A 13,307-nucleotide genomic window follows, 5' to 3' on the forward strand; every position below is an offset into this window, starting at 1 on the left:
CGGTATCCAGTCGACGCGCGACTGCGCCACGGGAATAGTCCTTTTCAGCCCAACGACTTGGGCTGGATGGATGCCGGATCAAGTCCGGCATGTCGGCATCTTTGAAATCAAGCCGCCTTTTCGATCCGCGTCAGACCGCCCATATAGGGCAGCAGCACATCAGGAATTGTGACAGAGCCATCGTCGTTCAGGTAATTTTCGAGAACGGCGATCAGGCAGCGGCCGACAGCCGTGCCGGAACCGTTCAGCGTATGCACGAACTTCGTCGCCTTGTCGTCCTTGCCGCGATAGCGCGCATTCATGCGGCGCGCCTGGAAATCGCCGCAGACCGAGCAGGACGAGATTTCGCGATAGGTATTCTGACCGGGCAGCCACACTTCCAGATCGTAGGTTTTGCGCGCGCCAAAGCCCATGTCACCGGTGCAGAGCGTCATGGTGCGGAAATGCAGGCCCAGCCGCTTCAGCACCTCCTCGGCGCATGCCGTCATGCGCTCATGCTCGGCGACAGCGCTTTCCGCATCCGTGATGGAGACGAGCTCGCACTTCCAGAACTGGTGCTGGCGCAGCATGCCGCGCGTGTCACGGCCTGCCGAACCCGCTTCCGAGCGGAAGGACGGTGTGAGTGCGGTGAAACGCAGGGGCAGCTTTTCCTGCTCGAGGATTTCGCCGGCCACGAGGTTGGTCAGGGTCACCTCCGCCGTCGGGATCAGCCAGCGGCCATCGGTGGTCTTGAACAGGTCCTCGGAGAATTTCGGCAATTGCCCGGTGCCGAACATCGCCTCGTCGCGCACCATCAGCGGCGAGGAAACTTCGGTATAGCCATGTTCCGAGGTGTGCAGGTCGATCATGAACTGGCCGAGCGCCCGCTCCAGCCGCGCGAGCTGGCTGGTGAGAACGGTGAAACGCGAACCCGAAAGTTTGGCGGCCCGCTCGAAATCCATATAACCAAGCGCTTCGCCGATTTCGAAATGTTCCCTGGCCTCATGGTTCCAGCCGGGCTTCTGGCCGACGACGCGGGTCACCACATTGTCATGCTCGTCCTTGCCATCGGGCACATCGTCGAAGGGCATGTTCGGCAGGCGCGACAGGGCGTCGTTCAACTCGGCGGTGACCTGACGGTCCTCCTCCTCGGCGCGCGGCATCTTGTCCTTGAGGTCGGCGACCTCGGCTTTAAGTTTTTCCGCAAGCTCCATGTTCTTCTGCGCCATGGCGGCGCCGATTTCCTTGGAGGCGGCATTGCGGCGGGACTGCATGTCCTGCAGGGACTGGATGACGGAACGGCGCTTTTCATCGAGCGCGATCAGACCTGCGGCCGCAGGCTCCGCGCCACGGCGTGCGAGCGCCGCGTCAAAAGCTTCAGGGTTTTCACGTATCCATTTAATGTCGTGCATCGTCGTTCCAGACCGTTGTTGCATCACCGATGTTTTACAGCAAAACGCCGGGCAGAAGCCCGGCGCGAGGAGATGTCTTGAGCGGCGAGACCTTCGAAAACTCAGGTCTCCTCCAGCTCCGTGCTTGCGGATTCCGCAGCGCGCTTCCTCTCCACGAGTCGAGCCATGTAGATGGAAATCTCGTAGAGAATGATCGCAGGCAGTGCAAGACCGATCTGGGACATCGGGTCCGGCGGGGTCAGCACGGCGGCGACCACAAAGGCCATGACAATCGCGAACTTGCGCTTCTCACGCAGCCAGTCGCTGGTCAGAAGGCCCACGCGCGCCAGAAGCGTCGTGACCACGGGCAGCTGGAACACCAGACCGAAGGAGAGCACCAGCGTCATGATGAGGCTCAGATATTCCGACACCTTCGGCATCAACGAAATCGCAACCTCGCCATCTTCTGGCAATTGCTGCATGGCGAGGAAGAACCACATGACCATGGGCGTGAAGAAGAAATAGACGAGCGCCGCTCCGATGAGGAACAGGATCGGCGATGCGACGAGGAACGGCAGGAAAGCGGCGCGCTCGTTCTTATAGAGGCCGGGTGCCACGAATTTATAAAGCTGCGAGGCGATCACCGGAAAGGAGATGACCATCGCGCCAAACATGGCGACCTTGATCTGCGTGAAGAAGAATTCCTGCGGCGCGGTATAGATCAGCGACGACTTCGTCACATCAAGGCCGGCCCAGAGAACCGCCCACTTATAGGGAATGACAAGCAGGTTGAAGAGATGCTTGGCAACGGCAAAACAGGCGATGAAGGCAACGAAGAACGCACCCAGCGACCAAATCAGCCGTGTGCGCAGTTCCATCAGATGTTCGATAAGCGGCTGCGGCTTGTCCTCGATGTCCCCGCTCATGCTTCATCCTTTTTGGGCTTTGCAGCCTTGGTTCTCGCCGGCTTCACCGGCTTGGCATCGGCGGCCACGACAGGCTTTTCAGCCACGACCTTCCTGGCGGCCGCTTTTCTCGCGACGGCTTTTACGGTCGGCTTTGCAGCTGAAGTCTCCGTGGAATTGACAGCAACGGGTTCGGACGCCGCGACCGCTTTGGCGCGGCTGGCGCGTTTCGGCTTGGCGGCAACCGCTTCCGCCTCGACCGTCGCAATCGATTTAGCCCGGGCACGCTTCGGCTTTTCCGCCGGTACGGCCGGTGCCGCAACGGGGGCGCTGGCAGTCACGGGCGGGGTATCCGGCAGCTTCATCTCAGGCTCGGGAATGCTGACGAGCGGTGCAACCGGCTCACTGGTCGCCGGTGCCGCGGTCGACGTAGCAGGCGAGGATGACAGGCCCTCAGGCGGCGTGGTCGCCTTCTGAAGATCGGACTTGATCTCGTTGCCGAGCTGGCGAAGCGGGTTCATCGCATCACGCAGCGAGTTGGTCGGGTTGAGATTGCGGACATCCGATATGGTCTGGCGCACATCGTCCATGTCGGCCTCCTTGAGGGCCTCATCGAACTGGGTACGGAAATCCCCCGCCATCTTGCGAAGGCCAGCCATGGTCTTGCCAAAGGCGCGGATCATGGGCGGCAAGTCTTTCGGCCCGACAACCACGATCAGTACGACCGCAATCACCAGCAGCTCGCTCCAGCCGATATCAAACATCAATATGCTCCCGAGACCCTAACGCGCGTCAGTCTCAAACCAAACGGCAGGGCCGCTTACTTGATCTCGTCAGCCTTGTGGTCGACGGTCTTCGTGTTGGCATCGGCCGGCGGCGTCTGGTCTTCGTCAGCCATGCCCTTCTTGAAGCTCTTGATGCCCTTGGCGACATCGCCCATCAATTCCGGGATCTTGCCGCGTCCGAAAAGGACGAGAACAATCACCAGCACGATGAGCCAATGCCACACACTAAAAGAACCCATAACTGAAACTCCTGAATTTCGCTTTCAGACGATGTAAGACGTTTGAAAGGCTTTTTCAAACAACAAATTGCCGCTTCAACAGGGTGTGAGCATAAAGTTTTTGCGTCGTGTCGCCCGCGCGATAACGATCTCAATCGTCGCCGTCGCCACCACCAGGCGCAAGCAAGCCCAGCTCTTCCAGATCAAGTTGCGTGATCGGGTCTTCATCCTCACGCAATTCGTCGCTCATCATCGGCAGGGGCACGCCGAAATTGGAAGGTATGCGGCCGGAAAGCAGCCCTGCTCCCTTCAGCTCCTCGAGCCCCGGCAGGTCGCGCAACTCCTCGAGACCGAAATGGTCGAGAAACTCAACCGTGGTACCGATCGTCACCGGCCTGCCGGGTGTGCGCCTGCGGCCACGGAACCGGACCCAGCCCGCCTCCATCAAGACGTCAAGCGTGCCGCGCGAGGTCTGAACACCGCGGATTTCCTCGATTTCAGCGCGTGTCACCGGCTGATGATATGCGATAATCGCCAGGACTTCCAGCGCCGCGCGAGAGAGCTTCTTCGGTTCCTTTTCCTCGGCGCGGATGACGAAAGAAAGATCGCCGGCAGTGCGGAAGGCCCATTGCCCGCCCACCTGCACGAGATTGACGCCCCGGCCCGCATAAGCGGCTTTCAGACGCTGAAGAACGGCGTCGACATCCATGCCGCGCGGCAGGCGCTCCGCAATGAAACCCGGAGAGACCGGCTCGGCCGAGGCGAAAACCAAAGCCTCGGCGATCCGCTCGGCCTCTTTCAACTGGCGCTCGGAAAATACCGTGGGTTCTAGTCCCACCCCATCCGTCGCGATCGTCGCCCCGGCTGTCTCATCATTATCAGTCATTGTAAGTCCTCTCGGCGACCGCACGATCATCCCTCGTGCCACGGCGCATATAGATGGGCTTGAAAGCCCCCTCCTGCCGGATTTGCAGCGACCCCTCGCGCACCAGCTCCAGTGACGCGGCAAAGGCGCTGGCGATCGCCGTCACCCGCATCGCGGGATCGGGGACATATTGCAGCAGATATTGATCGAGCGCGGTCCATTCTCCGACATCGCCGAGGAGACCGGTTAAAAGCTCCCGCGCCTCGACCAGCGACCAGACCTGCCGTTTTTCAATGGTGACCTGGGTGATCGCCTGTCTCTGCCGCAGATTGGCGTAGGCGCTGAGCAGGTCATAAAGGCTCGCCTCGTAGGCAGAGCGGTTGATGTGCGGAATATGCTCCGGCGCACCACGGGCAAATACATCGCGGCCGAGCTGGGCGCGGTTGACGAGGCGTTCCGCCGCCTCGCGCATCGCTTCCAGCCGCTTCAGCCGGAAGGCAAGGGTTGCGGCCATTTCCTCACCCGAGGGGCCGTCATCCTTGGATTGTTGCGGAATGAGAAGCTTGGACTTGAGGAAGGCGAGCCACGCCGCCATGACCAGATAATCGGCCGCCAACTCGATGCGCACGCGCCGCGCGCTTTCCACGAATTGCAGATATTGCTCGGCAAGCGCCAGCACTGAAATGCGCGACAGGTCCACCTTCTGCGTGCGGGCAAGATGCAGCAGGAGATCAAGCGGTCCTTCGAAACCCGCGACATCGATGACCAGTCCGGCCTCGCCCGTCAGCCGCTCCGGCGTCACATCCTGCCAGAGCTTGTCCATCGGCGTCGAATTGCGAGATTTGTCTGCGGCCATCGTTCCATCCGCCGGATCTTCCGGCCTTGATCCCGAGTAAGCGGCCGCCCGACTGTCAGGAAACGGCCCACATGGCGTTGAATTCGGCTCTCAGTTCCGCTTCGTCGGATGGGTCCGCAGTCGGGAAACCCGCTTCAACTGCCCGCACCCGCTCCAGCGACCGGCCGGAAAGAACGGGAACCTCTTTCACAACCTCGAGCATTTCACCCATCACGCCGTTGCAATGCAAGACTATATCGCAGCCGCCAGCAACAATATTCGCAGCTCTTTCACCCAGCGTGCCCTTCAACGCGTTCATCGAACTGTCGTCGGACATCAGCAGGCCGTCAAATCCGATCCGCCCGCGAATAATCTCCTCGATCACCTTCGGTGATGTCGTCGCCGGCCGTTCGCGGTCGACCGCGTTGAACACCAGATGCGCGCTCATCGCCATCAATTCGCGGTTCAGTGCCCGGAAGGGCACGAAGTCATGCGCATCCAGCTCATCGAGCGGCACGTCGACCACAGGCAGTTCATGATGCGAATCCACCATGCCGCGACCATGACCCGGCATATGTTTCATGACAGGCAGCATGCCACCCGCCTTCAGCCCGTCGGCCGCCGCCTGCCCCATCTCGGCCACCATGGTCGGCGTATAGCCATAGGCACGGTTGCCGATGACATTGCTGGCGCCTTCCACCGGCACGTCGAGCACCGGCAGGCAATCGACGTTGATGCCGAATTTCATCAGGTCAAACGCGTGCAGTCGCGACATCAGCCAGGCGGCGCGCAGACCGGCACCCCGGTCGCGCTCATAGATTCCACCGAGAATGCGGGCATTCGGATAAGCCTGCAGGATCGGCGGCTTGATACGCTGAACCCGTCCGCCCTCCTGATCAATCAGCACCGGCGCATCTGCCCGCCCGACGGCATCGCGCATGGCGGCGACGAGATCGGTGATCTGCTGCGGCTCGCCAATATTGCGCCCGAACAGGATGAAACCCCAGGGCTGCTCATCGCGGTAAAGGGCAATCTCGTCGGCAGTCAGCGAAAGCCCGCTGCATCCGAGGATCATAGCTTTGCAATCGGTCATGGTGTCACGCCTGTTACAGAATAGATGGGAAGAACTTTGCCTGCTCCTCGGCCAATGCCGGGGCAGCGACGTTTACCTTCCGTCACCCCGGCCTCCGAGCCGGGGTCCAGCGCGATCAAGTCCTTGATCGCGTAAGACTCGTTTCACGGCGCAGACGCGCCGTGGCTGGATGCCGGATCAAGTCCGGCATGACGGAGGTTGGCTGCTCCGTCACTGTCGTTAGACAATCAGCGCCGGGGTACTACCCCCGGCGCATCTCTGTCACCGCGCCACCAGGCAGCTGCCACCGGCCGAACGGAACTTTTCGCACAGCGCCACGGCTTCGTTCTTGTCACCGGCCGGGATACGGACGCGGTAGAAGGTGCCCTTGCCGGCGATTTCGGCAGCCTTGATGTCGACGCCGCGTCCACCGATGACCGAGCCGAACTTGGCCGACATGTTCTGGTAGGACTTCTGCGCTTCCGCCTGGCTCGGCAGCGACGCGATCTGGATATAGTAGCCACCGGCGGACGGCGTGCTGGTCGCAGCCGGCATAGCGGCTGCGGTCTGCTGCTGCGCGGCCTGCGGCTGAGCAGGCGCAGTCGTCGTCGGACGAACATTGCCCTGATTGGTCACCGTCGCCACGACGTTTGCGGGCTGCGAGGACGGACGTGTTGCCGGAAGCGGCGCGGCGGACTGCGCAGCCGGCTTGGTGGCGGCAGGCGTGTTTGCCTGCGGCTGAGCCTGTTCCGGCGCGACCGGAACCCGCGATGCGGCGATGACGGCGGGAGCGCCCTCACCCGGCTTGGCGGTCTGCGGCGCAGCAAGTTCCTCGACCTTGTCAGCCTTCGGCGGCTGGGCTGCCGGCACCTCGACTTCCTGTGCGACAAGCGTGCCGTCAGGCTTGACGATCATGGTGCGCACCTTGCGCGGGGAAACGCCGGTCGCAGCCGAACCTTCGTTCTGCGCGGCCTTTTCTTCCGGCGAAAGCAGGCGCGGATCCTCGGTCTCGCCAACCGGCGTGCCAGCGGCTTCCATATCGGCGTCGTTTTCGCCTTCCAGCGGCAATTGTTCAGGAATCAGAGTCCGCTGAACCACGTCCACGGGCTGTTCGTTGCTGGAAATCAGCGCCGGCTGCTTCGGATCGGCAGCGCTGCCGCCGGCAACGCGATCATATACCGCCTTGTCCTGGTTCGGCACGACACGACCGCCCGGATTTTCCGGCACGACCTTCATCGGGTCGTTATCGGCGGAGATGATGACCGGCGCGCCGTTGGAACCGGTGCTCGACGAACCGCCGGAGACCAGCGCGTAAACACCGCCGCCGATCAGCACCAGGCCGATGGCAGCCGCAACCGGCATGATCCAGCGGCGACCGCCGCGTTCATCCTCATCACGATAAGCAGCCTGATGGTCGACGTACGTATTTTCGGGCTCGCGAGGCGCATTGCCACGGGAAGCGGCAGCCTCCTGCATGGAGCGGCGGAAATCCTCTTCCAGCGCCCGTTCGAACTCGTCGGCCTCTTCCGGAGCCTGAACAGGACGAGCCTGGGCAGCTCCTCGGTTTTCCGCGTGCTTGTGGCGGTCGAGACCACCGGCAACAGCAGGAGCAAACAGCGTCGCAAGCTCGGTGTCGATGTCGAGGTCTTCCTCATGGCGGCGGGGAGCCGGCTTCGGCTCAAAAACGCCAACCGGCAGTTCCGGTACATCCATCTCGACGATGGTTTCCGGATGCTCTTCCGTCTCACCGATCTGCGAGGGATCGAAAGGCAGGCTTTCCAGCGTCTGTGGCGCGACAGGCTGGGGAGCGGCCGGGCGCGGCTGAACCGGAGCGGCAGCAACAGGTGCGGCGGCAACGGCAGCAACAGGTGCGGCAACGGGCGCAGGCCGGGGCTGCGGTGCGGGCTGCACCTTAACCGGCTGCGGTGCGGGTGCCTGAACGGCCACCGGCGCGGCCGGCTGCTGGCGAACCGGCTGCGGTGCAGGCGCTGGCGCGACCTCCGCTTCAGCGATGTCGGACAGATCCAGATCGAGATCGAGATCGTCAAGCGCAAGCTCGAAATCATCATCGTTGAAGCCGGCGAAATCAAGCTCCTCCGGGGGTGCTGCGGGCGCTGCATCGGCAACCGGCGCTGCCTTCACCGGAGCGGCAGTAACCACGGGCGGTTCAACCTTGGCAGCCTGCGCTGCGGGGACCGCCTGCACGAGCGGCGCTTCACCGCGACCGGGAATGGAATATTTCGCGACGTCGTAAATCAACTCGTCCATCGGCGAGAGATGTTTCGCCGCCGGCTTCTCGGCAGCCTCAACCGTCAGAGGCTCTGCGGCAGGCGTAAAGACCTCGGCGACCGAAGGCGTGAAGGATGGCGCGGTCTCTTCCGCCTGGACGACGGCAGGCACGGGAGCGACTTCGACCTGCGGCTCTACCCGGGCCGCGGCAGGCTGCCGTTCGGAGCGCGGCTCAACCCGCTTCGGGTCAGCGGCCGAAACATCGCGGCGGGCGCCGAAATTGGCAAGCGGCAACCGCAGGCTCGAAAAGTCCAGCGAAGACCGGCCGCCATGCGATGGCGGACGAACGGAAATCGGAGCAGGCGCCTGTTCGGCGACGGCGATTTCCACTTCATCGGCGAGATCGAGGCTCTGGGACTCCGGTGCAGCAGTATAAGCGGCGGCAGCAATATTGCTGGAGACATCTGCCGGAAGCTCCGGCATGGCGTGCCATTCCGGCTGGACGGGTTCCGCGGCCTGCGGCTCCTCCCATGCCACCTGTGAGGCAGCCTGCTCGTAGACCATCGGCTCGGCAGGACGCGCCTGGCGCGAATGCACATCGAAAACTTCAGCCACCGCGCCGGCATCATCGCGGAAATCCGCCCGGATATCCTGCGTGGGGGTTTCGACGTAATTGTGGATATAGGCCTCATTGACCTCTGGAAGCAGCTCTTCCGTCACTTCGGGAGCGAATGTCACCTCGGGTTCCGGTTCAGCTGCCGGCGCAAGTGCGGGCTCGCGGCGAGCGAAAACGGATTCGACCCGCTGCATGAAATCGCTCGGATGGATGCCTGCACGAACATCGTTTGCCGGATCAAGAACGACCGGATCGGCATGCGGCGCATCGTAAACCTCGAATTCCCGAAGCAGCTCGTCCTCGAGATTAAATTCGGGTTCGCGGCGGGCAACCGGTGAGGCAGCGCGTGGCGCAGCTTCGGAACCCGCATGCGAAGGACGATCTTCGAAGCCGACGATACGCGCCAGTTCTGCCAGAGGATCGTTGTCAGCGAAGCCTTCGGACCGGGCGTCCCGGTTATACGCGACATTTTTTTCGACCATTACGTGTTCCACCATCTACGCATTGCAGCTCTTGCCAGCGTATTGTGAGCAAATAATGGTGAGATGTTATCGCATTTCGTCAGGTGCGTCCGCTCCTAAAAGCGTCAGTCCAGACCTCAGAACATTCGCGACAGCATTCACCAGCCCAAGTCTGGCAATGCTCAATTCTCGGTTTTTATCGTTAATAAAACGTAATTCCTGATGGTCTTTACCCTTGTTCCAGTGTCCATGGAAGGAACTGGCGAGATCATAGAGGTAAAAAGCAAGCCGGTGCGGCTCATGCGAAAGGGCCGCGGATTCGATCAGGCGCGGATATTCCGCGAGTTTTGCAACCAGCTGCAACTCATTGATATCGCTGATCAAAGATACAGATGCCGCCATCTCCTCAGCCGAAGGAGAAAGCCCCGGAAACGCTTCCTGCGCCTGCCGGAAGATCGACATTGAGCGGGCATGCGCATATTGCACGTAAAAGACCGGATTATCCTTCGATTGTTCGGTCACTTTTGCAAAATCGAAGTCCAGCGGCTCGGAATTCTTCCGATAAAGCATCATGAATCGCACCGGATCGCGACCCACTTCGTCGACAACGTCGCGCAGGGTCACGAAGTCGCCGGAGCGCTTCGACATCTTCACCGGCTCACCGTCGCGGAACAGCTTGACGAGCTGGCACAGAAGAACCGTCAGCTTCGACTTGCCCTCGGAGACGGCGCGCGCGACGGCTTCCAGACGCTTGACGTAACCGCCATGGTCTGCGCCGAGCACATAGATCATCTCGGAAAAACCACGGTCGAACTTGTTCTTGAAATAGGCGACGTCGGCGGCGAAATAGGTGTAGGAACCGTCCGACTTCATCAGCGCGCGGTCCATATCGTCGCCCACTTCGGTGGAGCGGAACAGCGTCTGTTCGCGGTCTTCCCAGTCATCAGGCAATTCGCCCTTCGGCGGCGGCAGCGTGCCCTTGTAGACATGGCCCTTGAAGGTGAGGTCGTTGATGGCCGAGAGGATCGGCCCGCCATTGCCCTCATGCAGCGTGCGCTCCGAGAAGAACACGTCGTGCCGGACGTTGAGAAGCGCCAGATCCTCGCGGATCATCGCCATCATCGCGTCGATCGCCTTGTCCTTGACGATAGGCATCCACTTTTCTTCGGGCATGGCGCGCAGCTTGATGCCATATTCATCGGCCAGCGCCTGGCCGACGGGAACGAGGTAATCACCGGGATAGAGACCGGACGGGATGGTGCCGATATCTTCGCCGAGCGCCTCGCGATACCGCAGGAACACCGAACGGGCCAGCACATCGATCTGCGAGCCGGCATCGTTGATGTAATATTCCTTTGTGACGCCGTAACCAGCAAATGCGAGCAGGTTCGCCAACGTGTCGCCGACCACGGCGCCACGGCAATGGCCGACATGCATCGGGCCGGTCGGGTTGGCCGAGACATATTCGACGTTGATCTTCTGGCCCGCACCGATGGTGGAGCGGCCGAAATCGATACCCTGGTTGATCATATCTGCCAGCAGACGCTGCCAGTAACCAACCGACACCTTGAGATTGATAAAGCCGGGACCCGCGACATTGACGCTATCGACATCGCCATCCGCCTGAAGCGCCGGCACGATGAGTTCGGCCAGGGCGCGCGGATTGGTGCCGAGCGGTTTCGCCAGCACCATGGCGGCATTGGTTGCGACATCGCCGTGGCTGAGATCACGCGGGGATTCGACGGTAATTCGACTGAAATCGACCTTTTCGCGGTTCTCTTTCACGAGGTCGAGGGTCTCGAGCGCGTTTTTGATCCTGGTATCGAAATCGGCAAAAATGTTCATCGTTCCAACCTGCGCGAAGGGCTTCTGTTCATGTCCGGTATTTTAGCCGGTCGGCTTCGCGATCGCCCGCTGCCCTATCTCAAATCGGGGGTGTGGTCAAACAGCCGCTGGTGGGCGCGCAGTGCATAACTATCGGTCATGCCGGCGAGATAGTCGCCCACATGCCGGGCTTTTGCGGCCACGCTCATGCCGGAAATGCTGTCTACCCAGTAGTGGCTCTGCATTTCCGCCGGCGTTTCCATATATCGGTGGAAAAGATCGGTGACGATCTGCGTCGCGCCGGCGCGGATGCGCATGATGTCCGGGTGCCGGTAGATATGGGCAAACAGCAGCTTCTTGATCTGCCTGTCAGTCTCGGCCATCTCGGGCGAAAAGGTGGCGACGGTAAAATCGGCGGCCCTGATGTCGGCAGCCCGCTGCGGCTTCAGCCGGGCAAGATTTTGCTGCGCCACGCCGATCACATCCTCAACCATGTGCGTGATCTGGCGGCGCATGATCTCATTGGCGAAACGTTCCTTGTCGAGCACGGGATATTTCGCCCGCACCTGCGCCATCAGGCCGCTGAGGAATGGCACCTCCTCCAGCATCTCGAAGGTGAGATAACCGGCGCGCAGACCGTCATCGATATCGTGGGTATTGTAAGCGATGTCATCGGCAATCGCCGCCACCTGCGCCTCAAGGCTGGCATAGCTGCCGATCTCGAGATCCTGCAACTCGCAATATTCGAGGATGGGCAGCGGAACCGGCCCCTTGATCCCCTCACCCTTCGCGTTCACCAGCGGGCCGTTATGCTTGACGAGACCTTCCAGCGTTTCCCAGGTCAGGTTGATGCCGTCATATTCGGCATAACGGCGCTCCAGCTTGGTGACGATACGCAGCGACTGTGCATTGTGGTCAAACCCGCCATAGGGCAGCAGCACCGCATCGAGCGCGTCTTCGCCGGTATGGCCGAAAGGCGTGTGGCCGAAATCATGCACCAGCGCCACGCCTTCAGCCAGATCCTCGTCCAGCTTCAGCGCGCGGGCCAGAGCGCGTGCGATCTGCGCCACCTCAATGGTGTGGGTAAGCCGCGTGCGGTAATGGTCTCCGTCGGGGCTGATGAAGACCTGCGTCTTGTGCTTCAGGCGACGAAAGGCTGTCGTGTGGACGATGCGGTCACGGTCACGCTGGAACTCGGAACGCGTCAGGCTTCCTTCTTCCGGAAAAAGACGCCCGCGCGTCGTCCATGGATCCGAGGCGAAAACCGCCCTCTCGCCACTTCCGAAACCCAATGCGCGCTGGTCTATGATCATGCATCCACCTGTTGACTTCTTATGGCCGCGACTTCCTTTTGGTCTCGGCCATTGACCTTTTCATTCACCCTTCATACCTATCGCAGAGGTCAGCGCAAAGCATCATCGCCGCGCAGACGCCCTCACACAGGCTATAGACCGTTAATTTGACCGGTTTATAATAGTGACAACGAGATTATTGCTCTCCGGTTCTTGACCCCGGCAGGAGGAACGACATGGAAAACAGCGACATTACCCTTTCGGAAGCAGCAGCGAAGCGAATCGCCCAGATCGTTGCAGCGGATGCCGGCAAACAGGCGCTGCGCGTCTCCGTCGAAGGCGGCGGCTGCTCGGGCTTCTCCTACAAGTTCGATCTGGCCGAAGACCCCGCCGATGACGACATCGTGATTGCGCGCGGTGATGCCAAGGTGCTGATCGACAGCCTTTCGGTCGTCTATATGGCGGGCTCTGAAATCGACTTCGTCGATAATCTGCTCGGACAGTCCTTCCAGATCAAGAACCCCAATGCCGTGGCTAGCTGCGGTTGCGGCACCAGCTTCTCGATCTGAGTGAAACGGTCCGCGGCTCTGCCTCAATGCTCTCAGCTTTGAGGTGATCCGCGTCCCTCTCCTGCCTCATCCCTGTCTCCCCGCCGCGCAGATGCGCGTCGGCTGGATTGCTGTAACAAGCACAGGAATGAGGGGGTAGAGACATGACGCTGACTTCGCGGCCTAGTTCACCTACCAACCTCCCCTCTATCCACCACATCCTCGCCACCACCTTCCAAAAACGGTGGCAATCGCTTTTGCATCGGGTAAAAGTACCCTCACAAAAG

The 13,307-nt window shown here is 61.1% G+C and carries 11 protein-coding genes; 1 reads left to right on the forward strand and 10 read right to left on the reverse strand.

The window, feature by feature from the left end; translation table 11 throughout:
• Nucleotides 1–107: 107 nt before the first annotated feature.
• The 10 genes from serS to AGR2A_RS10385 all read right to left on the reverse strand — a co-directional run bounded on the left by serS (nt 108) and on the right by AGR2A_RS10385 (nt 12,493).
• Entirely contained in the window at nt 108–1,391 is a 1,284-nt protein-coding gene (gene serS / locus AGR2A_RS10340) for a serine--tRNA ligase (RefSeq protein WP_004442134.1), read from the reverse strand.
• Between the two features lie 101 nt (nt 1,392–1,492).
• A complete protein-coding gene (gene tatC / locus AGR2A_RS10345; protein WP_022556270.1) occupies nt 1,493–2,296 on the reverse strand; it encodes a twin-arginine translocase subunit TatC in 804 nt (267 codons plus the stop codon).
• A complete protein-coding gene (gene tatB, locus AGR2A_RS10350; protein ID WP_072494437.1) occupies nt 2,293–3,039 on the reverse strand; it encodes a Sec-independent protein translocase protein TatB in 747 nt (248 codons plus the stop codon). The genes tatC and tatB overlap by 4 nt, the downstream gene beginning before the upstream one ends.
• A 56-nt stretch (nt 3,040–3,095) precedes the next feature.
• On the reverse strand, nt 3,096–3,299 hold the full coding sequence (locus AGR2A_RS10355; protein ID WP_072494438.1) for a twin-arginine translocase TatA/TatE family subunit: 204 nt from the start codon (nt 3,297–3,299) through the stop codon (nt 3,096–3,098).
• Nucleotides 3,300–3,429: 130 nt separating this feature from the next.
• Complete coding sequence (scpB, locus tag AGR2A_RS10360; RefSeq protein WP_072494439.1) at nt 3,430–4,164, reverse strand: SMC-Scp complex subunit ScpB; 735 nt, start codon at nt 4,162–4,164, stop codon at nt 3,430–3,432.
• Nucleotides 4,157–4,999, reverse strand: coding sequence for a segregation and condensation protein A (locus AGR2A_RS10365; RefSeq protein ID WP_072528725.1), 843 nt, complete (start codon nt 4,997–4,999; stop codon nt 4,157–4,159). The genes scpB and AGR2A_RS10365 overlap by 8 nt, the downstream gene beginning before the upstream one ends.
• Before the next feature lie 55 nt (nt 5,000–5,054).
• Complete coding sequence (gene nagZ / locus AGR2A_RS10370; protein WP_035211994.1) at nt 5,055–6,071, reverse strand: beta-N-acetylhexosaminidase; 1,017 nt, start codon at nt 6,069–6,071, stop codon at nt 5,055–5,057.
• A gap of 261 nt (nt 6,072–6,332) precedes the next feature.
• Nucleotides 6,333–9,377: an SPOR domain-containing protein gene (locus AGR2A_RS10375; RefSeq protein ID WP_072494441.1), complete on the reverse strand. Its 3,045-nt coding sequence runs from the start codon at nt 9,375–9,377 to the stop codon at nt 6,333–6,335.
• Between the two features lie 66 nt (nt 9,378–9,443).
• A complete protein-coding gene (gene argS / locus AGR2A_RS10380) occupies nt 9,444–11,201 on the reverse strand; it encodes an arginine--tRNA ligase (protein WP_004442158.1) in 1,758 nt (585 codons plus the stop codon).
• Between the two features lie 74 nt (nt 11,202–11,275).
• Entirely contained in the window at nt 11,276–12,493 is a 1,218-nt protein-coding gene (locus AGR2A_RS10385; RefSeq protein ID WP_004442160.1) for a deoxyguanosinetriphosphate triphosphohydrolase, read from the reverse strand.
• Between the two features lie 215 nt (nt 12,494–12,708).
• Here AGR2A_RS10385 and erpA point away from each other — a divergent pair, with 215 nt between their 5' ends.
• On the forward strand, nt 12,709–13,041 hold the full coding sequence (gene erpA, locus AGR2A_RS10390) for an iron-sulfur cluster insertion protein ErpA (RefSeq protein WP_003515615.1): 333 nt from the start codon (nt 12,709–12,711) through the stop codon (nt 13,039–13,041).
• Nucleotides 13,042–13,307: the final 266 nt, after the last annotated feature.

This window comes from Agrobacterium genomosp. 2 str. CFBP 5494 (assembly GCF_900013495.1).
GTDB classification, from domain to species: Bacteria; Pseudomonadota; Alphaproteobacteria; order Rhizobiales; family Rhizobiaceae; genus Agrobacterium; species Agrobacterium pusense.

Excerpts from the sequence above, each read along its gene's own strand:
- tatB (WP_072494437.1), bottom strand. The coding sequence starts at position 3,039 with ATGTTTGATATCGGCTGGAGCGAGCTGCTGGTGATTGCGGTCGTACTG.
- AGR2A_RS10375 (WP_072494441.1), bottom strand. The coding sequence starts at position 9,377 with ATGGTCGAAAAAAATGTCGCGTATAACCGGGACGCCCGGTCCGAAGGC.
- tatC (WP_022556270.1), bottom strand. The coding sequence starts at position 2,296 with ATGAGCGGGGACATCGAGGACAAGCCGCAGCCGCTTATCGAACATCTG.
- scpB (WP_072494439.1), bottom strand. The coding sequence starts at position 4,164 with ATGACTGATAATGATGAGACAGCCGGGGCGACGATCGCGACGGATGGG.
- erpA (WP_003515615.1), top strand. The coding sequence starts at position 12,709 with ATGGAAAACAGCGACATTACCCTTTCGGAAGCAGCAGCGAAGCGAATC.
- argS (WP_004442158.1), bottom strand. The coding sequence starts at position 11,201 with ATGAACATTTTTGCCGATTTCGATACCAGGATCAAAAACGCGCTCGAG.
- AGR2A_RS10365 (WP_072528725.1), bottom strand. The coding sequence starts at position 4,999 with ATGGCCGCAGACAAATCTCGCAATTCGACGCCGATGGACAAGCTCTGG.
- AGR2A_RS10385 (WP_004442160.1), bottom strand. The coding sequence starts at position 12,493 with ATGATCATAGACCAGCGCGCATTGGGTTTCGGAAGTGGCGAGAGGGCG.
- serS (WP_004442134.1), bottom strand. The coding sequence starts at position 1,391 with ATGCACGACATTAAATGGATACGTGAAAACCCTGAAGCTTTTGACGCG.
- nagZ (WP_035211994.1), bottom strand. The coding sequence starts at position 6,071 with ATGACCGATTGCAAAGCTATGATCCTCGGATGCAGCGGGCTTTCGCTG.
- AGR2A_RS10355 (WP_072494438.1), bottom strand. The coding sequence starts at position 3,299 with ATGGGTTCTTTTAGTGTGTGGCATTGGCTCATCGTGCTGGTGATTGTT.